The sequence below is a fragment of the Nocardia sp. NPDC049737 genome, from assembly GCF_040674755.1.
GTDB lineage: Bacteria > Actinomycetota > Actinomycetes > Mycobacteriales > Mycobacteriaceae > Nocardia.
Genome location: NZ_JBFANH010000023.1, coordinates 48,483 through 70,135, shown reverse-complemented (window position 1 = coordinate 70,135; position 21,653 = coordinate 48,483). Strand labels below are relative to the sequence as shown.

The 21,653-nt window shown below is 66.0% G+C and carries 20 protein-coding genes; 9 read left to right on the top strand and 11 right to left on the bottom strand.

All coding sequences use genetic code 11. From position 1 onward, the window contains the following. Positions 1-38: 38 nt before the first annotated feature. Positions 39-1,136 carry a sugar kinase gene (locus AB0J47_RS28005; protein ID WP_364352254.1) on the bottom strand — a complete coding sequence of 366 codons (1,098 nt, stop codon included), beginning with the start codon at positions 1,134-1,136 and terminating at the stop codon, positions 39-41. 88 nt (positions 1,137-1,224) lie between these two features. Here AB0J47_RS28005 and AB0J47_RS28000 point away from each other — a divergent pair, with 88 nt between their 5' ends. From AB0J47_RS28000 to AB0J47_RS27985, 4 genes are read left to right on the top strand one after another with little or no spacing between them, the layout of a single operon-like run. Beyond that, positions 1,225-2,508, top strand: coding sequence for an amino acid deaminase (locus AB0J47_RS28000; RefSeq protein WP_364352251.1), 1,284 nt, complete (start codon positions 1,225-1,227; stop codon positions 2,506-2,508). Between the two features lie 9 nt (positions 2,509-2,517). Further along, positions 2,518-4,128 (top strand): D-aminoacylase, encoded by a 1,611-nt coding sequence (locus AB0J47_RS27995; RefSeq protein ID WP_364352249.1) that lies wholly within the window; start codon positions 2,518-2,520, stop codon positions 4,126-4,128. 5 nt (positions 4,129-4,133) lie between these two features. Continuing rightward, positions 4,134-4,751 carry a bifunctional 4-hydroxy-2-oxoglutarate aldolase/2-dehydro-3-deoxy-phosphogluconate aldolase gene (locus tag AB0J47_RS27990; protein WP_364352246.1) on the top strand — a complete coding sequence of 206 codons (618 nt, stop codon included), beginning with the start codon at positions 4,134-4,136 and terminating at the stop codon, positions 4,749-4,751. A gap of 11 nt (positions 4,752-4,762) precedes the next feature. Then, positions 4,763-6,214: a gluconate:H+ symporter gene (locus tag AB0J47_RS27985; RefSeq protein WP_364352243.1), complete on the top strand. Its 1,452-nt coding sequence runs from the start codon at positions 4,763-4,765 to the stop codon at positions 6,212-6,214. A gap of 298 nt (positions 6,215-6,512) precedes the next feature. Here the strand turns inward: AB0J47_RS27985 and AB0J47_RS27980 are convergent, their stop codons facing one another. Then, positions 6,513-7,475: a YafY family protein gene (locus AB0J47_RS27980; protein WP_364352240.1), complete on the bottom strand. Its 963-nt coding sequence runs from the start codon at positions 7,473-7,475 to the stop codon at positions 6,513-6,515. A gap of 63 nt (positions 7,476-7,538) precedes the next feature. Here AB0J47_RS27980 and AB0J47_RS27975 point away from each other — a divergent pair, with 63 nt between their 5' ends. Then, on the top strand, positions 7,539-8,696 hold the full coding sequence (locus AB0J47_RS27975) for an epoxide hydrolase family protein (RefSeq protein ID WP_364352237.1): 1,158 nt from the start codon (positions 7,539-7,541) through the stop codon (positions 8,694-8,696). Positions 8,697-8,730: 34 nt separating this feature from the next. Here AB0J47_RS27975 and AB0J47_RS27970 read toward each other — a convergent pair whose 3' ends face one another. Then, complete coding sequence (locus tag AB0J47_RS27970) at positions 8,731-9,711, bottom strand: YafY family protein (RefSeq protein WP_364352234.1); 981 nt, start codon at positions 9,709-9,711, stop codon at positions 8,731-8,733. A gap of 62 nt (positions 9,712-9,773) precedes the next feature. Here AB0J47_RS27970 and AB0J47_RS27965 point away from each other — a divergent pair, with 62 nt between their 5' ends. Next, a complete protein-coding gene (locus AB0J47_RS27965) occupies positions 9,774-10,265 on the top strand; it encodes a pyridoxamine 5'-phosphate oxidase family protein (protein WP_364352231.1) in 492 nt (163 codons plus the stop codon). A gap of 190 nt (positions 10,266-10,455) precedes the next feature. Here AB0J47_RS27965 and AB0J47_RS27960 read toward each other — a convergent pair whose 3' ends face one another. Continuing rightward, positions 10,456-11,358, bottom strand: a complete 903-nt coding sequence (locus tag AB0J47_RS27960) for a LysR family transcriptional regulator (RefSeq protein WP_364352228.1) — start codon at positions 11,356-11,358, stop codon at positions 10,456-10,458. Positions 11,359-11,468: 110 nt separating this feature from the next. On the opposite strand from AB0J47_RS27960, the gene AB0J47_RS27955 reads away from it, so the two are divergent. Then, positions 11,469-12,233 (top strand): SDR family oxidoreductase, encoded by a 765-nt coding sequence (locus AB0J47_RS27955; RefSeq protein WP_364352225.1) that lies wholly within the window; start codon positions 11,469-11,471, stop codon positions 12,231-12,233. Positions 12,234-12,838: 605 nt separating this feature from the next. Here AB0J47_RS27955 and AB0J47_RS27950 read toward each other — a convergent pair. Beyond that, on the bottom strand, positions 12,839-13,975 hold the full coding sequence (locus tag AB0J47_RS27950) for a BTAD domain-containing putative transcriptional regulator (protein WP_364352222.1): 1,137 nt from the start codon (positions 13,973-13,975) through the stop codon (positions 12,839-12,841). Positions 13,976-14,273: 298 nt separating this feature from the next. Next, positions 14,274-14,630: a DUF732 domain-containing protein gene (locus tag AB0J47_RS27945; RefSeq protein WP_364352219.1), complete on the bottom strand. Its 357-nt coding sequence runs from the start codon at positions 14,628-14,630 to the stop codon at positions 14,274-14,276. A 641-nt stretch (positions 14,631-15,271) separates the two neighbouring features. Here AB0J47_RS27945 and AB0J47_RS27940 point away from each other — a divergent pair. Beyond that, positions 15,272-17,110: a serine/threonine-protein kinase gene (locus AB0J47_RS27940; protein WP_364352216.1), complete on the top strand. Its 1,839-nt coding sequence runs from the start codon at positions 15,272-15,274 to the stop codon at positions 17,108-17,110. Positions 17,111-17,184: 74 nt separating this feature from the next. On the opposite strand, the gene AB0J47_RS27935 is transcribed toward AB0J47_RS27940, so the two are convergent. The 5 genes from AB0J47_RS27935 to AB0J47_RS27915 form a co-directional block, all read right to left on the bottom strand. Further along, positions 17,185-18,411 (bottom strand): RNA polymerase sigma factor, encoded by a 1,227-nt coding sequence (locus AB0J47_RS27935; RefSeq protein ID WP_364352213.1) that lies wholly within the window; start codon positions 18,409-18,411, stop codon positions 17,185-17,187. Further along, positions 18,404-18,745 carry a YciI family protein gene (locus tag AB0J47_RS27930; protein WP_364352210.1) on the bottom strand — a complete coding sequence of 114 codons (342 nt, stop codon included), beginning with the start codon at positions 18,743-18,745 and terminating at the stop codon, positions 18,404-18,406. The genes AB0J47_RS27935 and AB0J47_RS27930 overlap by 8 nt, the downstream gene beginning before the upstream one ends. Next, the gene (locus AB0J47_RS27925) at positions 18,742-19,320 is read right to left on the bottom strand and encodes a dihydrofolate reductase family protein (RefSeq protein ID WP_364352207.1); all 579 of its coding nucleotides are present in this window, start codon (positions 19,318-19,320) and stop codon (positions 18,742-18,744) included. The genes AB0J47_RS27930 and AB0J47_RS27925 overlap by 4 nt, the downstream gene beginning before the upstream one ends. A gap of 105 nt (positions 19,321-19,425) precedes the next feature. Then, the gene (locus AB0J47_RS27920; protein ID WP_364352204.1) at positions 19,426-20,205 is read right to left on the bottom strand and encodes an isocitrate lyase/phosphoenolpyruvate mutase family protein; all 780 of its coding nucleotides are present in this window, start codon (positions 20,203-20,205) and stop codon (positions 19,426-19,428) included. Further along, the gene (locus AB0J47_RS27915; RefSeq protein WP_364352201.1) at positions 20,202-20,882 is read right to left on the bottom strand and encodes a hypothetical protein; all 681 of its coding nucleotides are present in this window, start codon (positions 20,880-20,882) and stop codon (positions 20,202-20,204) included. The genes AB0J47_RS27920 and AB0J47_RS27915 overlap by 4 nt, the downstream gene beginning before the upstream one ends. A 64-nt stretch (positions 20,883-20,946) precedes the next feature. On the opposite strand from AB0J47_RS27915, the gene AB0J47_RS27910 reads away from it, so the two are divergent. Next, positions 20,947-21,651 carry a winged helix-turn-helix domain-containing protein gene (locus tag AB0J47_RS27910; RefSeq protein WP_364352198.1) on the top strand — a complete coding sequence of 235 codons (705 nt, stop codon included), beginning with the start codon at positions 20,947-20,949 and terminating at the stop codon, positions 21,649-21,651. The last annotated feature ends 2 nt before the right edge of the window (positions 21,652-21,653 follow it).

The window sequence follows — 21,653 nt, the reverse complement described above, 5'->3', positions numbered from 1 at the left end:
GACCGAGAAATGCTCGGCTACGTCCATTGATCGCTCGCTCATGACGCCACATTCTCTGCTACGACATCTCTGCTGTAATGCACACGCCCCCAAGCGGGCTGGTCGAGCATCGCCAATGCTTCCAGCGCACCGGGCGATGGCAGTTCCGCGACATCCCCTGTGCCGGTCAGCGCGGCGGCGGCACACAGATGCCCGAAGCGCAGCCGCTGCTCCAGCGGGCGTCCGTGCAGCAGGGCGGCCAGATATCCGCCCGCGAAGGCATCACCGGCACCGATTCGCTCGGTGATCTCGAGTTCCAACGCGGGCGCTTCGACGCGCTCGGTTCCGGAGAATCCGGTCACCGAATGCTCATTGTTCTTGACCACCAGATGTTCCGGCTCCGGGAACAGTGCCCGCAATCGGTCGGCATCGTCGGTGCCGAAGACCGCATCCGCCTCGTCGGCGCCGAGGAATACCACATCGCAGCCGCGTACATGACGAGCCAGCACCTCGGCGGCCTGCTCGTCGCGCCCCGCCCACAGGGTCGGACGGTAATTCAGGTCGAAGCTGACGAGCCTGCCTCGGCGGGGCAGTGCGACAAGGCTTTCGGTGAGGCGGGTCGCGGATTCCGAGAGCGCGGTGGTTATTCCGGTGAAGTGCACGAGGTCGCAGCGCTCGAGTAGTCCTGCCGCCGCCGTCAGGTCGACGGTGGACAGTGCGCTGGCGGCGGAACCAGTGCGGTAGTACTGCATGCGGCTGGTCCCATCGGCCAGATCGGTGGCCTTGCCCGAGCCGCTGCCGCGCTCTTTCACATAGATGGCGGTGGGGCGTGCGGGATCGATGACAACCGCCGACACATCCACGCCACGTGCCGCGAGATGTCGGGTCAGATACCGGCCGAATCCGTCAGCGCCGACCCGGGAAATCCAAGCCGCATCCACATCGAGCTGTGTGAGCACGGTGGCCACGTTCGCCTCGGCGCCGCCCGCGGTTCGCTCGAAGTTCTCCGAGTCCTCCAGCGGGCCGGGACGCGCCACCAGCACCGCGAGCCCCTCACCGATGGTCACCGCCCGTGGGCGGGGCGACGTAGTAGGCCACGTCACATCGATCTCCCTTCTGCCCTTGCGGCCACCGGCCATCCAGTGCAGAATAACCACGCAAAACACGATATGCAACCAGCGTTGCGAATTATGCAATGTACTGGCGGTATGATTCGGCGGACTCGATTCCGCGGGAAGGAGCGACATGGCGATCGATGAGAAAGCCGTTGCCGCACTGGCGGATCGGATGCTCGGGCCCGAGCACAAGGGTCTGCCGCCCGCGGCGTGGGGCCGCACGGTTCGCGACTTCCTGGACTCCGCGCCGCACCTCGACGAGTTCGAAACCCCGGTATTGACCGTCGACCGGGCAGCTGTCGCGGCGAATGTCACGGTGATGGCGGATTGGGCGGCCGCCGCGGGTGTGCGGTTGGCGCCGCATGGGAAGACCACCATGGCCCCGCAGCTATGGGCGCAGCAATTGGCGGCCGGGAGTTGGGGGATCACATTCGCGACCGTGTGGCAGGTGCAGGTGGCCCGGTCGTTCGGTGTCGGACGGATCGTGCTGGCCAACTCGCTCGTCGATCCGGTCGGATTGCGCTGGGTCGCCGCGGAATCGGCGCGGGATCCGGAGTTCGAATTCTTCTGCTGGGTCGACAGTGTCGAGACCGTCGCGCTGATGGAGCAGCATCTGCCGGACGATGCGCGCATTCGGGTGATCGTCGAACTCGGTGGGCCGCACGGGCGTACGGGCGCGCGCACCGTCGAACAGGCACATGCGATTGCCGAGGCCGTCGACCGCGCCGAGCGGCTGACCCTCGCCGGTGTCGGCGGCTACGAAGGTGCGCTCGCCCACGATCGCACCCCGGACGCGATCGCCGCGGTCCGCCGCTACCTGGACGAAATCGCCCGCCTACACCGCGAACTCGCCGCGGGCGGAAGCTATCCGGAGGATGCGATCGTCACCGCGGGTGGCAGCGCCTTCCCCGATCTGGTCGTCGAATGTCTGGCTGGACTCGCCGATGAGCAAGGCGTTCCGACCACAGTGGTATTGCGCTCCGGTGCGTACATCATTCACGACGACGGCTTCTACGCGGGGATCTCGCCGCTGGCACCGCCGCGCAGCGAACGACCGCTGCGCTCGGCGATGCACGGGTGGGCGCGGACCGTATCGCGACCCGAGGCAGAACTCGCGCTGCTGGATGCCGGCAAGCGCGATCTGCCATTCGATGAGGGGCTTCCGGTCCCGCAATTCGTTGCGGGACCGGAAGGTTCGTTGAATCCGGCGGCGCATGTCAGTGCGCTCAATGACCAGCACACCTTCCTGTGGCTGCCGGACGGTGTGGCCGGTGACCTGCCGGTCGGCAGTGTGGTGCGGCTGGGCCTGTCGCATCCGTGCACGGCATTCGACAAGTGGCGGCTGATCCCGGTCGTCGATGATGCCGATGCGGAACGTCCGCGCGTCGTGGACCTCCTGCATACCTTCTTCTGACGAGTGGCCATGACGGACTTAGTGTTTCGCGATATCGACGTCATAGACGGCACGGGTGCGCCACGTTTCCGCGCGGATGTCGGCATCGACCGAGGACGGATCAGCACGATCGCGGACCCGCGAACGATCACCGAGGCGGCCAGGTTCATCGATGCACCGGGTTCGGTGCTCGCTCCCGGCTTCATCGATATGCACGCGCACTCCGATCTGCATCTGCTCACGCAGCCCGGGCATTTCCCGAAGATCAGCCAGGGCGTCACGACCGAGGTCATCGGACAGGACGGGCTTTCGTATGCCCCGATCGATACCGCCGCCCTGGCGGTGCTGCGGCGTCAGATCGCCGGATGGAATGGTAATCCCACCGATCTGGACTTCTCTTGGCGCACGGTCGCGGAGTACCTGGACCGGCTCGATCAGGGCATAACGCCGAACGCCGCCTATCTCGTACCGCAGGGCACACTGCGGCTGCTGGTTGTCGGTAGCGAACAGCGGTCTGCGACGGTGGCGGAGATCCGGCGAATGCGGGACTTGCTCGCACAGGGGCTGCGTGAGGGTGCGGTCGGTATGTCGAGCGGACTCACCTATACGCCCGGAATGTATGCGGACACAGGTGAATTGGCGGCGCTGTGCGAGATCGTCGCCGAATACGGCGGGTTCTATGCGCCGCATACGCGCTCCTACGGTAAGGGCGCGTTGGCGGCGTACGCCGAGATGATCGGCCTGGCTCGCAGCACCGGATGCGCACTGCATCTCACCCACGCGACCATGAACTTCGGCGTGAACCGCGGGCGCGCGCCGGAATTCCTGGCTTTGATCGATGCGGCCAGGGCCGAGGGGTGCGATATCACCCTGGATACGTATCCGTATCTGCCCGGCTCGACCACACTTTCGGCGCTGCTGCCGAGTTGGGCGATGTCCGGTGGTCCGGATGCGGCATTGGCTCGCATCGACGATCCCGCGATGCGTGCGCGAATCGCGTTGGACGTGAATGTTAATGGTTCCGACGGCTGCCACGGCGTCACGGTCGAATGGGAGACCATTCAGGTCAGCGGTGTAGCGAATTCGGAGTTGGCGGAGTGCGTCGGCAGGACCGTCGCGCAAATCGCGGCCGATACCAGTCGCGAACCGGTCGCGGTTTTCTTCGACCTGCTGCGCCGAGATCAATTGGCCACCACCATCCTGCAGCACGTCGGGCATGAGGAGAACGTGCGCGCGATCATGGTGCATCCGGCGCATATGGGTGGGAGTGACGCACTGCTCGTCGGCGCGCGGCCGCATCCGCGCGCCTGGGGCACCTTCCCGCGCTATCTGGGCCATTACGTCCGCGAACTCGGCGTGCTCGGGCTCGAGGAGTGCGTGCACCACCTCACCGGACGGCCCGCCGAGCGGCTGCGGCTGAGCGACCGCGGACACGTATTCACCGGGTATGCAGCCGATCTCGTGTTGTTCGACCCATCGACGATCGCCGATGCCGCGACCTTCGAGGACCCGAAGCAGCAGGCACGCGGTATTCAACACGTGCTGGTCAACGGCGAATTCGCCATCGAGAACGGCGCGCCCACCGGCAAGCTCGCCGGACGTGCGCTGCGCATGGATGCCACGCGGAAGGAGACATATTGACCACCATGAGCGCTCTGGAGGTCATACGCGCCGACCGCGTGCTGAGTGTGGTGCGTGCGCCGGAGATTCCGGACCCGCTGGCACTTGCGGATGCGTTGGCACGCTCGGGGATTCGTACGTTGGAGCTCACCTTCACGACACCGGGTGTGCTCGATTACTTACGTATCGCCGCAACGGCCCCTGATGCGGTTGTCGGTGTCGGAACCGTACTGCATGCCGATCAGGCCAAGGCCGCGATAGATAGCGGCGCACGGTTCCTCGTAACACCCGGTGTGCGTGCGGAGGTCGCGGCCGTCGCGGCCGAGCGCGATATTCCGGTCGTCATGGGCGCTTTCACACCCACCGAGGTACTCACCGCACTCGACCTCGGCGCCGCCGCGGTGAAGATCTTCCCCGCCAGGGCGCTCGGTCCAGGCTATTTGAAAGACCTGCGCGGCCCCTTCCCCGATGCGGCGCTCATTCCCTCCGGGGGCGTCAATGCGGGCAATGCCGCCGAATTCCTCGCCAACGGAGCCGTGGCCGTGACCGCGGGTACCGATGTCGTGGCCCCATCCGACGTCGCCGCGGGCCGATGGTCCGAAATCGCCTCGCGCGCGGCGTTATTCGTTCGATCCATGAATTGAGAGGTACCCACATGGGCACCACTGTCGACTGGCTACGCACTACAACACCCGGATTGTTGGTGCTGTGCGGTCTCGCGATTGCCGTACTGCTGCTCGCTATTATCAAGGTCAAGCTGGAGCCGTTCATCGCGCTGCTGCTCACCGGACTCGGGCTGGCGCTGGCCGCCGGACTACCGGTGTCGAAGATCGTCGGTACGGCGATCAAGCCCGGTGATTCGCTGCTGGAGACCGGTTTCGGCGGCATCCTCGGGCATATCGCGGTCATTATCGGCCTCGGCACGGTGCTCGGCGCGATTCTCGAACGTTCCGGTGGCGCGGACGTTTTGACCGGCAAGCTGTTGAGCATCTTCGGCGAGAAAGGCGCACCGGTCGCCATGGGTCTGCTCGGGCTCATCTTCGGCATCCCGGTCTTTTTCGATATCGGCATCTTCGTGCTCGCGCCGCTGATCTATGTGGCCGCCAAGCGCGGTGGTCGATCGCTGGTGCTGTATGCCATGCCGATGTTGGCCGGTCTGTCCATGACCCACGCCTTCCTGCCGCCGCATCCAGGGCCGGTCGCACTTGGTGGTCTGCTCGGGGTGAGCCTGGGCTGGCTGATAATCATGGGATTCATCTGCGGCATCCCGGGTTTCATTGCCGCAGGCATCGTGTGGGGCACCTACATCGGTAAGCGGGTGCAGGTCGAGGTGCCTGCCGAATTCCTGGTGCGGCCGGAAGCCGAGCCTGCGGCGAAGGGCGAAGGTCCGGGCACCGCAACGGATCCGGAGGCAGTACGCACCGAGACACGTCCGCCCGCAGTCGGTCTCATCGGCGGCATTATCGCGATTCCGCTGGTGCTCATTCTCGGCGCGACCTTCGGCAGCCAATGGCTGGACAAGGAGTCGCGACTGCTGCAGGTGCTCACCTTCCTCGGCACGCCCGCCGTCGCGCTACTGATCGCGGTGCTCGTCGCCTTCTATCTGCTCGGCGTGCGGCGCGGTTCCAGTGTGCAGGAACTCAGTACGCTCACCGCGGAATCGCTGAAGCCGGTCGGCATGCTGTTGCTGGTGGTCGGTGCGGGCGCGTTCTTCGGAAAGGTCATCTCCGCCACCGGCATCGGCACCGCGCTCGCCGACACCATGTCGGCCGCCGGACTGCCGGTGATCGTGCTCGCTTACATCATCAGCTGTGGTCTGCGCGTCGCCCAGGGCTCGGCTACCGTCGCTATCGTGACCACCGGCGGTATTGTCGCGCCGCTGGTCACCGGGCACGGATACTCGCAGATGGCCATCGCACTCATCGCCATGGCGATCGCGGCGGGTTCGATCATCCTCAGCCACGTGAACGACGGTGGCTTCTGGATCATTTCGAAGTACTTCAACCTGACGGTGAAGCAGACGCTGCAGACTTGGACGGTGCTCGAAACCGTGCTGTCGGTGGTGAGTTTCGCGGTTGCGGCGGTGCTGTTCGCGATTGTCGGCTGAGCTCGCATCAGCCCGGCATCGTGATCGAATCCCGTTGCCGGGCTGACCAATTCGTGGCAATGGCGGGCTGTCGCGTCCAGGGTCAGGGCGTAGCGGGCCGCCATTCGGCTGCGGTCTGTAATGGCCGCATGCGTGGTGAAAGCCGTCGAGTCGTCCACCGGTCGGGGCGTATGGGGTGCTGTCGCGCAAGGGGAGTCGGGTGCCGGTGGTCGCGGGGCGGGCGGCCATGCGACTCAATGCCGTTGTCGGTGCAGGTGAAAGCGCCTGTGGCGGTGTTCGATCGGCGTTGTCGAGCGAATCAGTCGAAGTTGCGGAGGGCGGTTGCGCAGCGGTCGGCTTGGGCCCGGATGGCAGTGACGAGTTCGGGTGGGCCGCTGAGCAGTGTGAAGTCGATATCCACCGAGGTGATCATCCAGACCAGTGCCTCCGGCGTATCCGCGCCGACGTGCAGATGACAGCTGTGGTCGTCGACGGCTTCGATGACGCCCATGCCGGGCCAGACATTCGCCGCGGCATCCTCGGCGGACTTGTGCAGCAGGGCAATTGCCTGATGCGGCCACGCCCGGGACGACAGTTGTAGCGAAAGGTGCGCCGCGACATCGCCTTCCGGGAGCTCACGCGGAGTGAAGCTTGGGCCGGTGGGTGTTCGGGGCGAGACGCGGTCGGCCCGGAAGGTGCGCCAGTCACCGCGATCGACATCCCAGGCGACGAGGTACCACCGCCTGCTGAAGTGCACCAGGCTGTGCGGCTCCACCGTACGACGGGTGGTGGCGCCGCTGTGCGCGCGATAGTCGAAGCGCAGGCGTTCGTGCCGTTGACAGGCCTCGGCGACGGCCATCAAGGTGTCCGGTTCGACCGTTGCGTCCGGTGTCCCGACCCGAACCATCGCGCCACGCAGCGTGCGGACGCGGTGGCGCAGTCGCGGCGGCAGCACCTGCTCGAGTTTGCTGAGTGCGCGCAGCGATGCCTCCTCGATACCCGCGACGGTGCCATCGGAGGCGCTGCGCAGGCCGACCGCCACCGCGACGGCCTCCTCGTCATCGAGCAACAGTGGCGGCAGGGCAGCCCCGGCGCCCAGCCGATAGCCCGCGGTGCCCTGTGTGGCGTGCACCGGGTAGCCGAGTTCACGCAGCCGATCCACATCGCGGCGGACCGTGCGGCCGGTGACGCCGAGTCGTTCGGCGAGTTCGGCTCCGGCCCAGTCGCGGTGGGTCTGCAGCAGGGCGAGCAATTTGAGCAGGCGCGCCGAGGTCTCCAACACGAAATCCAGAATGTCAGATTCTTAGGAACGTGCCTGTCCTAAGGGGGTCATAGCGTCGTTTCCATGAGCACCGAACAGGACATCCGCCCCTTCCGCATCGAGATCCCGCAGGCCCGGATCGATGACCTGCACGCCCGGCTGGCGAATACCGCGTGGCCGGATGAAATCCCGGGCGGCGGTTGGGATAAGGGCGCATCCATCTCGTATATGAGGGACCTCGCAGAGTACTGGCGGTCCGAATATGATTGGCGCGCGGTCGAAGCGCGACTGAACGAGCTGCCGCACTTCGTCACCGAGATCGACGGACAGCAGGTGCATTTCCTGCACGTCTGCTCGCCCGAACCCGATGCCGTGCCGTTGGTTTTGAACCACGGCTGGCCCGGCTCGTTCGTCGAATTCCTCGATGTGATCGGGCCTTTGAGCGACCCGCGCACGCACGGCGGGGATCCGGCCGATGCATTCCATCTGGTCATCCCGTCGTTGCCCGGATTCGCCTTCTCCGAGGTCGGGCCGAAGGTCGGGGACGGTTCGACAGAGCAGTTCGCGCAGGTGGTGGCAAAGTTGATGGCCCGGCTCGGCTACGACCGGTACGGGGCGCAGGGCGGTGACGCGGGTTTCTTCGTCTCGACCGAACTGGGGCGCATCGCCACCGACCATGTGCTCGGCATCCATGTGAACGGTCCGATCACACTGCCGTCCTGGAGCGATGACGGAACAGAGCCGGACTACAGCCCCGAGGATCGGGCGAAGTTGGACAAACTCACTGGGAGCGAGAGCTACACCCGGTACGGCTATGCGATGGTGCAGGCGGGCCGCCCGCAGACCCTGGCCATCGGCATGCACGATTCGCCCGCCGGGCTGCTGGCCTGGATCGTGGATCTCTTTCAGCGCTGGACCAATCCCGCGCTCGAATTGCCCGATGCGGCGGTGGATCGCGATGCGCTGCTGACCAATGTCAGCCTCTATTGGTTCACCAGGACCTTCGTCTCCTCGATCCGGCTGTACGGGGAGGGGGACTCGTGGGGGATGCCGCTGCGGAATTCCGGCGTGCCGACTGCGGCAGCGGTATTCGCCGGTGACAATTCCATTCGTGTGCTCGCGCAGCAGCAGCACAACATCGTGCGATGGACCGAATACGACCGGGGCGGTCACTTCGCGGCAATGGAGGCGCCGGATTTGCTGACCAACGATGTGCGCGCATTCTTCCGCTCGCTGCGCTGAGGTTGCCCACACTCTTTGCACTGGGTGGGTGGGCTCAGGAAACTCGCGGGCCTCGATAGCGCTCGGCCATCGCGAAGGCCGTGGCAGCGAGCCGGTCGCGGAATTCTGGCGGGTCGAGAACCTCACAGAATTGGCCGAGCGGCAGGATCGCACTCGCTAGAACCTCGTAGGACTCCGAGGGAATGGTTGCTTCAACCCAGCCCTCGGCGTCCGGTTCGGTTGCCGATGCCATCGCCTCGACGACCGCGGCGGGCTCGATCATCAACCGGAGCAGCGGCAGCTGGGCGGCCGCGATCCGGCAGCGAGCCCGCACTCGAAGCATCGATCGGGCGAAATCATCGGCGGATTCCGACCAATGCGCAGCGAGGTTGAAATCATTTGGCCGCGTGAAGGATTCGCCCGACGGCACAGCCGAGGTGATCCGGCTGACCCGATAGGAGCGGATGGCCGATCCGTCGCGTGCGACGAGATACCAAGTTCCGGCCTTCAACACGAGGCCGAGCGGATCGAGGCGGCGTTCGACGGCGCGATCCTTACGCCGATAATGGATATCGAGTCGCCTGTCGTGCCACAACGCATCGGCAACCGCTGCCAGCGTTGGTGTTTCGTCGGGGCGGCGGAACCAGCCCGGCGCATCCACGTGCACACGTTCCGCGATTCGTGTTGCCCGGCCGCGCAATTCGGGTGGCAATGCGGCCAGCACCTTGAGCTGCGCGGTCGCCAATACCGTGCCTAGTCCGAGATCAGCGGCGGCCGCAGGTTGTCCTGCGAGCAGTACCGCATCGGCTTCCTCGGTGGTGAGACCGGTCAACCGGGTGCGGTACCCGTCGACCAGCCGCACGCCACCGGTCCGACCCGGTTCGCTGTAGATCGGCACGCCCGCCGCCGACAGCGCCTCGATATCGCGATACACCGTGCGCACCGACACCTCCAGCTCGCGCGCCAGCTCCGGCCCCGTGGTCCGGCCGCGGGTCTGCAGCAGCAACAACAGCTGCACCAGTCGACTCGCTCGCATGATTCGAGATTAGCCATAAAACCTGACAGAAGATGTCATGTTTGGCTCGTACCGTCGACCGCATGACCACATGGAGCCAGTTCACCGAAGAAGCCCCACGCATCGCGACCGTGTTCACTCGTCGCCACCAGGCCACCGGCAATCTCTGCATGCTCGGTACCCTGCGCTCCGACGGTTTCCCGCGCATCAGCCCCGTCGAACCGCGGATTTTCGAGGACATGCTGGTGATCGCGGGCATGCCGAACACCACCAAGTTCAAGGATCTCGCCCGCGACCCCCGCTTCTGCCTGCACACCGCGACCGTCGACACACAGGTCGGCGACGGTGACGCAAAGCTCTTCGGCACGGTTATCGACCTCCCGGACAAAGACGTGCACGCCCGCTTCGCACAACAGTTGTTCGACGAATCCGGATTCGACATCCGCGACCAAGAGTTCGACCACTTCTACACCGCAGACCTGACCAGCGCCTCCACCGTCGAGGTCATCGACGATCACCTGGACATCACCATCTGGAAGCCGGGACAGGGGGAGCGGGTGGTGCGCAAGCACTGAGCGGTAGGTGGCTTGTCGGCGGTGATCAGGGCCGACCAGTTCGGGGAAAATCACCGCCGGGGCGATCTCGGTGGGTGCTGCGGGTCCGCGTGGCATTAATAACCGGCGCGTGGTGCAGCCACGCGGACTGCGCTGGCTACGTCTCTGCGCTGCGAGCGATGGCGAGGAAGCCGAACTCGGTGCTCTCCCGTCAGCGCGGGGTGAGCTGGGCTGCGATCGACGCGGGAACTGGAATGCCGCGACGATGCAGGTCAGCTGTGAAGCGTTGTACCAGTGGATCATTCGGCGTGCAGGTCAAGGCCACGACGTTCCGGGTCAGACGTGGTTTCATACTGGCTACCGCGCCGCTGAACGACGCGGTCAACGCGGTGGTCGGGACCAGTGCGACGCCGAGTCCGGCGGCCGCCAGCTGGGCTGCGGTGGTGGCCTGACGGGTTCGGGTCGCCGCGGTGAGGGTGACGCTGTGGTCGGCGGCGATCTGGTCGAGCCAGACGCCGAGGCCGTTGTCCGGGTGATAATGCACGATCGGTTGGGCCGCGATATCGGCGAAAGTCAGTGCCGAACTTGTCTGTTCGGTGGTCGGCAAGACCGCGACGATCTCCTCCGTGCCGATGACATCCAACTGTCCGTCCCAATGCGCAGGCTGGGGACCGATTGCGATATCCACCTGCCCCGACGCGGCCAGTTCAGCCAGCGCGTCGGCGCTCGACAGTTCCGTCAATGCGAGGTGGATGCCTGGGCTTCGCCGATGCCAGGCACGCAGGACCGGCGCGAGCAGTCCGGCCGTCATGCTCTCCGCGCAACCGATGCGAAGTTGTCCCTCGGTGCCCTCAGCGATGGCGCGGCCGGTGCTGACGACCCGCTCCGCGGCGGTGAGCGCGGCCCGCGCGTCCGCGACGATCGCCCGGCCTGCCGCGGTCGGGCGTACGCCGCGCGGTAGCCGCTGCACCACCGGCGTGCCGATTTCGCGTTCCAGGGCCGCGATCTGATGCGACAAGGCGGGCTGCGACATGTGCAGGCGCGCGGCGGCTTCGGTCACGGAGCCGTAATCCAGCACGGCGACAAGGCATTCCAGGGCGCGCAATGTTGCCATTCGGAGATTCTATCGAAAACTGAGAAAAGATTCATGGCGCGATGGGATTGCGGCGGTGCCGGACCACGTTCGATCTCGGTGAAAGGCAACAAACACCGAGGAGGCAAAACATGTCGGATGCGATGAATGGGAAGAAGCTGCTCGTCATCGGAGGACGTTCCGGAATCGGGCGGCAGATCGCCGCGGACGCGCTTGATGCGGGTGCGCATGTCGTGCTCGCCGGACGGGATCGCGAGGCCGTCGATCGTGCGGTTGCCCGGATTGTGGACGACTATGCGACCAACGGCGCTCACGATCCGTCCGGGCCGAGTGCGTCTGTGGTCGGCGCGACGGTCGACCTGACCGATGAGGATTCGATCCGCGTGCTCGCCGAGCAGATCGGCAACCTGGACTACCTGGTCTCGGTGGCGGCCGCACACGCCAACGGTCCTGTGACGCAGCTGGATCGAAGCGCCGTCGATCAGGCATTCGACGCGAAGGTTATCGGCCCTCTCCTGCTCGCCAAACACTTCGCCCCCAGAATTCACGGCGGGGGCGCGATCCTCCTGTTCTCCGGCGTCGCGGCTTGGCGGCCCGCGCCGGGACGGGCGGTCATGGCCACCACCAACGGCGCGGTGAGCTTTCTCGCCGAAGCCCTCGCAGTCGAACTGGCACCCATCCGCGTCAACGCCCTCTCCCCAGGCATCGTCGACTCCGGCGCATGGGACGGACTGGGCCCCGACAAGAACCAATTCCTCGCAAGTATCGCCACCACGAACCCCGCCCGCCGAGTTGGTCACCCATCCGACATCTCCGCCGCTGCCCTCCTAGCCCTGACCAACCCGTTCCTGACCGGCACCACCCTGCACATCGATGGCGGAGGTCGTCTCGCATGAACCGCCTCTCACTCGACATCCAACACGCGAACCCCGACGCCCGAACCATCGAAGATGGCACTACGAAGACAACCTGATCTTCCTCCGACAGTCCGGACTGATTACAAACGTCGGCGGGTAGCCCCGGCCCTCATTCGGCAGTCGCGCCGGGCGAGACATTGTCCGGCGCGGCGACGCCGAGCACCCGCTCAGCCCACGCAGGCCTAAAGACCCCATCGGTTACGCCGCGAACCACATCGCTGTCTGACAGGATCTAGGCAGTGCTCAACGCGAGGGGACCGCAAAGAGGAATCGGGTGCTCGCGGTTCGCACGCACCAGATCCGACACGACCCGATCCTGCAGGAGCTCGATCAACTCAGCCTCGCCAATCTGCAAGCCGCAGTGTCGTATCTATTCGCCGAGGATTTGAAGGCCGCGACAGCGGGGAAGAAACCGTATGTCGTATTCCTCGACGCGTACGAAGCGTTCATTCACGACGATGCGGTCGTATTCCATCGATTGGGAGTTCCGCGCTCTTCGGTGACCCGTTGTACGACGTGGCCACTCATCTGCACAAGCATCGGAAGCGGTACCCGTTCTATTGACGATCCCCGCAGGCGCGCTGTCAATTTGGTGATGCCTCGAACATCAGCTGGTGGTCGCCGATGCGAATTCGGTCGCCGTCGGTGAGGGCCGCGCTGCCGCGGATGCGCTGGTTGTGGATGTGCACGCCATTGGCGGACCGCAGGTCGCAGACTATGTAGCTGGTACCGGTGTCGACGACGACGGCGTGGTGGCGGCTGATGGCGGCATTGTCGAGCACGATGTCGTTGTCGGGCAGACGACCGATCTTGGTGGAGGCGGATCGGAGCGGATAGTCGCTGCCGGTGGTGAGATCACGCAGGTGTGCAGTGGTCGAGCCACCTTGTCCGGCGCTCCGGTTCTCCAACGTCTTCATATGGAGCGTGGCGGTGGTCATCGCGGCCTGTATGACGTCGAGCGGTTGTTGACGCAAGATCCGTGTCTCCAGATCACGGATAGTGTGTCCAGGGTCGATGCCGAGATCGTGCTCGAGAATGGTGCGTAGACGTCGGCAGGCGTCGAGCGCGTCAGCCTGTCGGTGGGCCAGATACAGCGCGGTGATGAGCTGCGCCCACAGCGGTTCCCGATAGGGGTACAGGGCGGTGAGCGTCTGCAGTTCCACGATGACCTCGTGGGCGCGTCCGCCCGCGATTTCGGCTTCGGCGTACGCGGTGTGGGCGAGCAGCTTGTCTTCGTCTAACGCCGTAGCGAACGTCGTTACGAACTGGAACTCGTGCAGGTCGGCCAGCACCGGACCGTGCCATTCGTTCAAGGCCGCGGTCAGGTGTCGGCTGGCCTGCTCGAACTGCCCGACAGCCGCAGCCTTAACGCCAGCGGTCTTCGCGGCGGTGAACCGGGCCAGGTCGTAGTCGGCGTCGGCGACGGCGAGCCGGTAGCCGGGCGCAGCGGTCGCGAGTGCGGCCCGCGGGTCGACACCGTGGTCGGCAAAGATCTTACGGAGGTCGGAAATGTAGGAATGGATGCTGGCACGCGCCTTCGGCGGCGGACAGTCTTCCCACGCGGCGCTGGTCAGGGCGTCGATTGCGACCGGACGGTTCCGGTTGAGCACCAACATCGCGGCCACCGCGCGCAGTTTCGGGGTGCCCAGCTCCACCGTGCTGTCGCCGATAGTCAACTGCAAGGGCCCCAATACGCGAAAGCTCACACCGGTGTCGGCCATCGCGTTCGACTCCTTCAGGGGTATCGATGTGCCCACCTCACTTGATTATGAGCGTGATAGCGAGCCTGGCAGGCACTTTCCCAGCGTCCCGCCCGAAACTTCCCGTCGCGTGACGGCTGGCCCAAGCCGTTAGGAGTGACACCGCGGTGCCGGTGCTTGCTGGTTCCGCCCGCCGTCGCGGGCGGGATCTGTGCGGTCGCGTACGGGCTGGGGCCTCTGCCGCAGGTCCGGTCGGCACCCGTGGCTCGCCTGGGTTGCGGGGGCCGGGCCCGGGCCCGGCCCCGCGCTTACGGGTGGGTCAGGCGGCAAGGAGTTTGTGGTATTGCGGGCAGTAGGTGTCGACCGAGGCGACGACGAAGACCGCGGATTGGCGGGTGGTGAGGTCGGTATTGTGAAGGATGTCCTTGCTGACGGCGACCGGGGTTTGGCCGCCTGCAATGGCGCGGCAGACATGGTGGGCGTCGCCGATTGCGGCCGCGAGTGAGGCGAATCCGATGCCCTCTTGCCGGATCAGGTTCAGGAATCGAGCGTCACTTGTGGTGCTGGGGGCGCTGGGAGCGGCGGTGGCTGTCGCGGCGACGGCGACGCCACCGATGCCAGCCGTGGCGGCGATCAGGGCGCTGGCGATCGTGCGGGACAGGCGGTGTCCGAACATGGTTATGTCTCCTTGTGCTGGTCGGGTGTGCCGGTTTGGCAAGACCAGAGTCGGGCCGCCGCCTGGACGAATTCTGGACGAATTCTGGACGAATCCTCGACCTCCCGGCTGAGCAGCCGCGCACGAGTCAGGGCTCGACGCTGATTCGGCCGACGAGAGCCGACCCGGCTGGGAGGCGAGTACGGGTTTATCGGGATGGCCGGCCAGTCACCGACCAGCTTGCAACGAATGCTGCTGGTCGGTGGGGGCGCAAATGCCCACCAAGGATTCGTCAAGGCGAGCCTCTGAGCCTGGAATTGCCGACACCGACAACAATCCGACTCATCGAAGGCGCCAGCTTCCGCGCCGACCCTGACCTTGCCGGATGGACCTGCTCCAGGCGGACTCACCCATCGTCGGGGTCGCGCCCGGCGTCATCATAGCAAAGTGCTATCATGGACATTTGAGCTGAGTTCGTCGTGGCTTCCGTCTTTGTGGAGGGCTGCCGTGAATAGAGACGATATCAACGGCGCTAGTCAAGTTTCGGCCGGTTCGGCGGTCATCGTTGGGCTCGGAGATTCTGATCTATCCCCTGTCGCCGGCAGGCTCGCTGACGCCGGCTCCTTGTGTGGGCGGCGCAGGAGAATGGGCGGGCCCTCGCGATGAGCGCCGAGAGCGAATCCCGACTGGGAACGCGGTTCGGACGGTATCAGGTGTTGCGGCTGATCGGTCGGGGCGGAATGGGTGAGGTGTATGAAGCCTATGACACCGTCAAAGACCGCAACATCGCGTTGAAACTGTTGCCGGAGGCGCTGGGCGCCGACCCCGAGTATCGAGAGCGGTTCCGGCGCGAGTCGCACGGCGCGGCGCGGCTCAGCAATCCGCACGTGGTGCCGATCCACGACTGGGGTGAGGTCGATGGCCGCCTCTATATAGACATGCGGCTCATCGACGGTCCGGATCTGCGTAAGTTGTTGACCGGTTACGGGCCGATGTCGCCGGCGCGAGCGGTTTCCATCGTGCAGCAGGTGGCGTCCGCGCTGGATGCCACCCACGCCGATCATCGGGTGCATCGCGACATCAAACCCGAAAACATCCTGATCACTCGTGACAATATGACCGGCGACGATTTCGCGTACCTCGTCGACTTCGGTCTGGCGACGACCCCTACTGACCCCCGGCTGACGAACACGGGTCACGCCATCGGCACGTTCTCCTATATGGCGCCCGAACGGTTCGAGAACGTCGCGGTGACCAATCGCGCCGACGTGTACTCGTTGGGCTGCGTGTTGCATGAATGCTTGACCGGCGAGCGGCCGTACCACGCCGACTCGTTCGCCACACTGATACGGGCGCTGATGTTGGAGCCCTCGCCGAAACCATCCGCGGTTCGTCCTGGTCTATCGCCTGGATTCGATGCGGTCGTCGCGCGCGGGATGGCCCGCGATCCAGCCGACCGCTACCCGAGCGCCGGCGACTTGGCGTTGGCTGCAGCCGCCGTGTTGACCGAGCCTGAGCGCGCCCACCTGGCCACAATCGCCCAGGAAGCTCCGGCCGAGCATCACGAGGCAGTGCCGACCAAGGCGCCGGATGACCATCGCAGCGAACCTGGCGTGGAGCACCCAGCTGGTCAACCGCCCGCAGCTCCCACCACCATCCGATATCCCGTGCCGGGCGTCCCGGCCGGGCCGTCGAATCTGGGCGACTCTCCGCTCGACGGCACCCCATGGCCGCCCTCGGCGGCAGGTCAGGCCGCGGCAGGATCGGTCTGGCCCCAGGCCGATCAGGTGCCGTCTCCTCCTGTTCCGTGGCCCGCCCCACCCGGACGGCAGGCGTTCGCGGGCCCCCAGCCCGCCGTCCACCGATGGAAGGTGCGAGCGCTGATCGCGCTCGGCTCGGTGGCGGGCGTCGCAGCACTCGCATTGGGCGGGTGGGGGCTCTACTCTGTCATCAACCCGCCAACTCCGACTTCCGCGAACCCCGCACCGCCCCCGGTGTCGATACCGGCCGCATCATCACCAGCCCCTTCGTCCGCGCAGCTCACTCCCGCCGAAAAGAACCTCTTGCAATTGCTGCCACAGGGCTACAGCGCCAGCAACTGCCGACGGGGCAAGGGCGACGCCACCAGCGTGGCCGCCCTGTCATGCAATGCGAATCCCACCGGCACACCGAACGTCGGCGGCACGCCGGAAGCCCACTTCTATTTGTATCCGAACCTTGCCGCTCTCAACGACGCGTACCAGGCCACCATCCGAGGCGCGGTCGTCCCCTGCCCTGACGGCAAACTCGATCGCTCGAGCAAGGTAACCCACAACGGTCAGACCATCTACACCGGCAATCTAGCCTGCACTCGGAGTACCGGCAGCGCACTACCGGTACCGGCGCTGGAATGGACGGACGAACGCGACTTCGTCTTGGCCATCGCCTTCGCCGGCGACTCCACCGGCGCGGTCCCACTGTTCGACTGGTGGAAGAAGTACGGCGTCATCGGTGGGAGTTGATACTCGGCAACGCGAGTTGGCCGCAGAGATCCGGTACCACCATTAGGGCAGAGTAAGTGAAACCGCTCATCGCTCTAGTTAGCCGAGGCGAGGTTGTCCCGTTGTCGCCGTAGGAAGGTCCGTTCGGCGGTGTTGGGCGTACGGGTGATGGCGGTGTCGTAGGCGCGGATCGCCTCGGTGTTGCGACCGAGTCGGCGTAGCAGATCGGCGCGGATCGCGTGGTACAGATGGTGGTTCGGGAGGTCGATTTCGTTGAGTAGCGCGAGCGCCGCATCCGCTCCCGCGACCTCGGCGACCGCCACTGTCCGGTTCAGGGCCACCACCGGACTCGGTGCCACGGTGGACAATTGGTCGTACAGACGTAGGATCTGTTGCCAGTCAGTGGATTTCGCGTCCGGAGCGTCCGCATGTACCGCATTGATCGCCGCTTGGATCTGATACGGACCGGGTTGGTTGCGGCGCAGGCACTCTCGGACGAGTGCTTGGCCCTCTGCGATGAGGGCGCGATTCCAGCGAAGGCGATCCTGTTCCGGCAGTGGTACGAGCGAACCGTCCGGCGCGGTGCGCGCGTCCCGACGTGATTCGGTGAGCAACATCAAGGCGAGCAGCCCACGCACCTCCGGCTCATCGGGCATCAGCTCGATGAGTAAGCGCCCCAGGCGGATTGCCTCGCTACACAGCTCGGCCCGCACGAGGCGATCGCCCGAGGTGGCCGTGTGACCTTCGGTGAAGATGAGGTAGATGACGGCGAGGACCGCGCGGAGCCGGGCGGGTAGGTCCGCATCGCGGGGGACCCGGTACGGGATGCGTGCGTCGCGGATCTTGCCCTTGGCTCGGACGAGCCGCTGGGCCATTGTCGATTCGGAAGTGAGGAAGGCGTGGGCGATTTCGGGGGTAGTCAACCCGCCGAGCAGTCGCAAGGTGAGCGCGACCTGTGCGTTGAGCGACAGGGCCGGGTGACAGCAGGTGAAGATCAGTCGGAGCCGATCATCCTGCACCGCAACGGAATCGGGCGGTTCGTCGTCGGCGCGCAGGAGGGCGGCCACGACATGACGATCGTGCCGCGTTGCCTCGCGGCGCAGTCTATCGATGACGCGATTGCGGGCCGTAGTGATGATCCAGCCCGGTGGGCTCGGCGGCAGTCCGTCCGTCGGCCAGCGCTGCACCGCGGCCGTAAAGGCATCCTGCACCGCGTCTTCGGCGACGGTGATATCGCCGAAGACGCGAATCAGGCTGGCGACCGCGCGACCGTAATGTTCGGTGAAGACGTCCTCGATCACGGCCGGGGTGACCTCAACCATCGGCGAGCGGTCTGATCTCGATCGGCAGGGTCACCACCGCCGCCACCCTGCGACCCCATTCGAGTGCTTCATCGAGATTCGCCACCTGGATGATGGTGAATCCGCCTATGTGCTCCTTACTTTCGACGTACGGCCCATCGGTGATGAGCACGTCGTCGGCGCTGGCACGCAGCACGGTGGCGGTGCTCGGCGGATGCAGTCCAGCGGCGAAAACCCATGCGCCCGCGGCCCGCATCTCGTCGTTGACGGCTTCCAGGTCGCGCATGATCTCGTCGAGATTGTCCGGCGGCGCGACGTCGTCGGGCTGGTAGATGCTGAGCAGGTACTGCTTCATCGCTTCTCCTCATCCCGCTGATAGGTGACGATCACCACGCCGGTGGTGGTCGCGACGCTGTCGACGAGTCGCAATTCGCCGAGGCCGACCCCGTCGAACAGCCGCTGCCCGCCGCCGACCACGATCGGGTGGATCAGCAGCAGAAGCTCGTCGACCAGATCATGCCGCATCAGTGATCGCAGCAGGTCGCCGCTGCCGAGCACCACGAGATCCTGACCCAGGTCGGCCACCGCGGGGACGGCGTCGGCAAGCAGCGTGGAGTTCTGCCAGGGCAGCGGCTCGGTCAGCGTCCGGGACGCGACGAACTTCTCGGTCTTGTTAAGCACCTCGGTGAACGGATTGTCGGTCTGATGCGGCCAGAAGCCGTAGAAGTCCTCATAGGTCCGCCGCCCCAACAGCAGCGCTCCGTGGTGGGTCGCCATATGTTCGCCCATCACCTGGGCCTGCACCGGATCGTCGTGGCGATGCGCCCAGCCGCCGTACCGGAAACCGTCCCTGACGTCCTCGTCGGCCCGGCCGGGGGCCTGCATGACGCCGTCCAGGGTGACGTGCTCGACCGCGATGATCTTGCTCATGAGGAAGTCCTTCCTGTTGCTGGCCGGTCCGCTACCGGCTTCACCTCCTACACGAGCGGCTACCCGCTGAATCGACATCGCGGACAGAAATCTTTCGGCGGTTTCTTACGACCCCGTGATCGCCTGGATTTCGCGGTAGCTGGGAATGCCGGAGCGAATGGCCCCGCCGTCGCGCACCGCCCGCGCTACATCCACGATCCCGGCCAGCGCCGCGCGATACAGCAGCGATCCCGTGCTGATGCGCCGCACACCCAAGGCCGCGAGTTCCGCGATCGACGGCCCGGCGACCGAGTACAACATGTTGACCGGCAGCGGCACCGCCGCGACGATCCGGCCGATCTGATCCGGATCGGTCACGCCGGGCACGAAAACCCCATCGGCACCGGCCTTCACATATTCCTCGGCGCGAGCCAGAGTCGAACCCTGTTGCAGCCGCAGCCAATACGTATCGACCCGGGCATTGACGAACAACTCGGGCGCGCGCGACTTGATCGCGGCGATCAACTCCGCGTGGTGCCCGGGCTCGGCCAGAGCCGTATCTGCCCGCCCATCCTCGAGGTTCACTCCGGCGATGCCCAGACCGGCCAGCTGCGCGACATATTCGGCAACCGTCCCCGGGTCTTCGCTGAACCCACCCTCGATATCGACGGTGACCGGCACCGGTAGCCGCGCGAGCCTCTTTGCCAGCGCAAGTGTTTCATCGCGCGTGACACCGGCGCCATCGGTGAGACCAGCCGCCACCGCGACACCCAGACTGGTGGTCCCGATCGCCGCAAACCCCTCCGCGGCCAGCACGGCGGCCGACCCGAAGTCCCAGGCATTGGGCAGCACCAGCGGCCCGGCCCCGTGGTGCAGATCGTGAAAAGCCTTCGTCTTGTTCGTCATGACCCCTCGATGATTCCGGTGGCGATGGCGATGGCATGGTCGCGACCGGGGCAGACATGCGGCCCTGCGCCGAATCCCAGACCCGCGCCGGTGAGGTCGAGTTCGACCAGTTCATCGTCGAGGACGCGGCGGGTGCGGCGCACCGGTGGATCCTCGACCAACGTTCGCGCGATGATCTCATCGGCGGCACCCGCACCTGCGAGCCGACGTGCGTTGTCCACCAGCGCACCTGTCGCCTGACAAGCCTGGATCAGCAGACCGATCCGCGCGGCGGTCCGCTCATCGGCCACTCCGCCGCAGGCGCCGACCAATTCCGTGACGGCCCGATCCGCCTCCGGGCTGTCGGGTTCGTGGGGCTGGTAGTGCGCGGCGGCCACGGCGACGGACGATAGCGAGATATCCTGGAGCCCAAGCGCTTCCGCTAGCACGCGAACATGCGGCAGTTTCCCATCGGTCATCCTGGCCCGTGCGCGCAGCACCTCGGGAGCCAGCAGCGCCAATTCCGCCACGACCAGGCCTCGCCGCCGATCATGTTCGGCCCCGTCACAGAATCGGGCGACGGTGGCGCGCAGCCACGCGATCCCGGCCGGTGGCACGTCGCGAGAAACCGCGGGCATCGGGGCATCGGCCAATACCGCCCGCACCCGATCGGGATCGGTGATCACAGGACTGTTCATGTCGCGACGCTATCCCGCCGACGTTTCGGTGGTCGCCGAATCAACCCGGCGCGATCATAGGGTGGTGCAAACCCGAGGAGCCGAGCTGGCCGGACTGGCCACCCTGCTGGCCGACCGCACCCGCGCCGATATGTGCCTGGCACTGCTCGACGGTCGCGCTTGGACGGCGGGCGAGCTGGCCCGCCATGCCGGAGTGGCGCCATCCACCGCGACCGAACATCTGAACCGGCTGTTCGATGGTGGTCTACTCATCGAACGCCGGCAGGGCAGGCACCGCTACGTGCAGCTGGCGAGCTCGCAGGTCGCCGAGTTATTGGAGACCATGGTCGCCCACCTGGAACCGGCACGGCCCGAGTCCACGACGCTTCGCGCGTCCACCGCGGCTGCGGCCCTGGCCCGCGGCCGAACCTGCTACGACCATCTCGCGGGCCGACTCGGCGTCGCGATCACCGATGCCATGACCGAGCGCGAACTACTCGATGACGACAGCGGCTTCGCCCTCACCGACGCGGGTCTGGCGTGGCTGACGGGCCCGATGGGCATCGAGGCGAACACGCTGCGGACTCGCCGCCCGATTGCCCGCCCCTGCCTCGACTGGACCGAACGCCGCACCCACCTCGGCGGTGCTGCCGGAGCACAGTTGTGCCGCCGGTTGCAGGTACTGGATTGGGTGCGGCGCGTCGGCTCCGGCCGCGCTGTCCGCCTCACTCCGAAGGGCGAAAGGGGCCTGCGGGAGGCGCTCGGCATCGATCCTGCCACGGTTGCCTGAAC

What these genes read in the sequence shown, in the direction of transcription:
- AB0J47_RS28000 (WP_364352251.1), top strand. Translation starts at nt 1,225, where the DNA reads ATGGCGATCGATGAGAAAGCCGTTGCCGCACTGGCGGATCGGATGCTC.
- AB0J47_RS27920 (WP_364352204.1), bottom strand. Translation starts at nt 20,205, where the DNA reads ATGACGAACAAGACGAAGGCTTTTCACGATCTGCACCACGGGGCCGGG.
- AB0J47_RS27955 (WP_364352225.1), top strand. Translation starts at nt 11,469, where the DNA reads ATGTCGGATGCGATGAATGGGAAGAAGCTGCTCGTCATCGGAGGACGT.
- AB0J47_RS27960 (WP_364352228.1), bottom strand. Translation starts at nt 11,358, where the DNA reads ATGGCAACATTGCGCGCCCTGGAATGCCTTGTCGCCGTGCTGGATTAC.
- AB0J47_RS27970 (WP_364352234.1), bottom strand. Translation starts at nt 9,711, where the DNA reads ATGCGAGCGAGTCGACTGGTGCAGCTGTTGTTGCTGCTGCAGACCCGC.
- AB0J47_RS27925 (WP_364352207.1), bottom strand. Translation starts at nt 19,320, where the DNA reads ATGAGCAAGATCATCGCGGTCGAGCACGTCACCCTGGACGGCGTCATG.
- AB0J47_RS27965 (WP_364352231.1), top strand. Translation starts at nt 9,774, where the DNA reads ATGACCACATGGAGCCAGTTCACCGAAGAAGCCCCACGCATCGCGACC.
- AB0J47_RS27915 (WP_364352201.1), bottom strand. Translation starts at nt 20,882, where the DNA reads ATGAACAGTCCTGTGATCACCGATCCCGATCGGGTGCGGGCGGTATTG.
- AB0J47_RS27990 (WP_364352246.1), top strand. Translation starts at nt 4,134, where the DNA reads ATGAGCGCTCTGGAGGTCATACGCGCCGACCGCGTGCTGAGTGTGGTG.
- AB0J47_RS27950 (WP_364352222.1), bottom strand. Translation starts at nt 13,975, where the DNA reads ATGGCCGACACCGGTGTGAGCTTTCGCGTATTGGGGCCCTTGCAGTTG.
- AB0J47_RS27985 (WP_364352243.1), top strand. Translation starts at nt 4,763, where the DNA reads ATGGGCACCACTGTCGACTGGCTACGCACTACAACACCCGGATTGTTG.
- AB0J47_RS27930 (WP_364352210.1), bottom strand. Translation starts at nt 18,745, where the DNA reads ATGAAGCAGTACCTGCTCAGCATCTACCAGCCCGACGACGTCGCGCCG.
- AB0J47_RS27940 (WP_364352216.1), top strand. Translation starts at nt 15,272, where the DNA reads ATGAGCGCCGAGAGCGAATCCCGACTGGGAACGCGGTTCGGACGGTAT.
- AB0J47_RS27995 (WP_364352249.1), top strand. Translation starts at nt 2,518, where the DNA reads ATGACGGACTTAGTGTTTCGCGATATCGACGTCATAGACGGCACGGGT.
- AB0J47_RS27975 (WP_364352237.1), top strand. Translation starts at nt 7,539, where the DNA reads ATGAGCACCGAACAGGACATCCGCCCCTTCCGCATCGAGATCCCGCAG.
- AB0J47_RS27945 (WP_364352219.1), bottom strand. Translation starts at nt 14,630, where the DNA reads ATGTTCGGACACCGCCTGTCCCGCACGATCGCCAGCGCCCTGATCGCC.
- AB0J47_RS27935 (WP_364352213.1), bottom strand. Translation starts at nt 18,411, where the DNA reads ATGGTTGAGGTCACCCCGGCCGTGATCGAGGACGTCTTCACCGAACAT.